Annotated in this window: 2 protein-coding genes; one reads left to right on the top strand and one right to left on the bottom strand. The window is 44.5% G+C overall.

Annotated features, from left to right (window positions below; genetic code table 11):
• On the top strand, window positions 1-512 hold a 512-nt coding region (locus tag AC1MDJ_RS07955; protein WP_479690384.1), incomplete at its 5' end, for an FkbM family methyltransferase.
• A 10-nt stretch (window positions 513-522) separates the two neighbouring features.
• Here the strand turns inward: AC1MDJ_RS07955 and AC1MDJ_RS07950 are convergent.
• On the bottom strand, window positions 523-1,201 hold a 679-nt coding region (locus tag AC1MDJ_RS07950), incomplete at its 5' end, for a hypothetical protein (protein WP_479690383.1).

Genomic DNA, 1,201 nt, shown 5'->3' with positions numbered 1-1,201 from the left:
TATTTGCCGACTGCGGTTCTTATGATGGCACCAATAGCATTGCATTTATGAGACTGAACCCTAACTACAAGAAAATATATGCCTTTGAGCCTGATGCTCACAGAATGAAGTGGGTAAAGGAGGCACTTTCTGACTATAGTGGGGTTGAATACCTAGCATACGGGTGTTCGGATATGCGCAAACGACTGAAGTTTCATGTGGGCGTCGGCGGCGAGGTGTCTATGGTTAGGGAGAGCGGAGAACAAACCATTGAATGTGTGCCTTTAGATGATGTAGTTAAAGAGGACAAGGCGTTTATCAAGATGGATATTGAGGGGGCAGAGATGGACGCCATACTGGGTGCTAAACGGCTCTTTACTAACGGCTCACCATTTGCAATATCAGTGTACCATAGAGCAGGCGATATATGGAAAATACCAGAACGCATACTGGGCTACAACCCCAACTACAAACTATACTTGCGCAAATATGGGTCTAAAATTAGCGAAGTAGTCTTGTTTGGGGTGAGCTAGCACCTACTCGCTACGTCCATTCGCTGATATCGCGCGTTGTTTTCCGATATTCGCCAAACGATGCAACTCTGCCTGACACGTCGCAGTATTTACAGAATGGGTGCGGTTTCGCTATGTATTCTAATATTTCTTTGTAGTTTGCTACCTTGTAGATGTCCATATAGTCGTGAGGTGCAACAGGGAGATTTTGATTAAAATAGCTGTTAAAGTGACGAATATTCGCTATGGCAAGGCAGGGATATAGCCTGCCATTCCTCAAAACCGCACCGCATGCTCCGTTTGATGATGTGCAACGTGAGTAAGAATCAAACGGTGTAAGGGAGCATTTTCCGTCTAAATGCAAGGGGAATTTGCCGGAAATTCGCTCGTTTTCATTTGAAACTGCCCCTGACTGGAAACCTATATAGGTGCTATACTGAAGCGTTACTCCAAAGCTCTCAACGTATTGCTCTATCTTGTTCCAGTCCATATCAGGATATTTTGTTGGGAAGATAGTTATATTGTTGTCTAAAACTGCCTTAAAGAACGGTGCTTTCTGTTTTAACAACAACAGACCGTTCGTGAATAGTGTAATTTTAACACTTGGGTCTGGAAATGCCCTACGAGACAGCTCAAAAAATGAGATGATGTTCGGATTCAGCAACGGCTCCCCGCCCGCCAACGTAACCTCACCAACATAAGGGAGTAGC

The organism is Candidatus Termitispirillum reticulitermitis (assembly GCF_054655775.1).
Note: the sequence above shows the minus strand (reverse complement) of the source record. Positions and strands in the feature narration are given on the sequence as shown.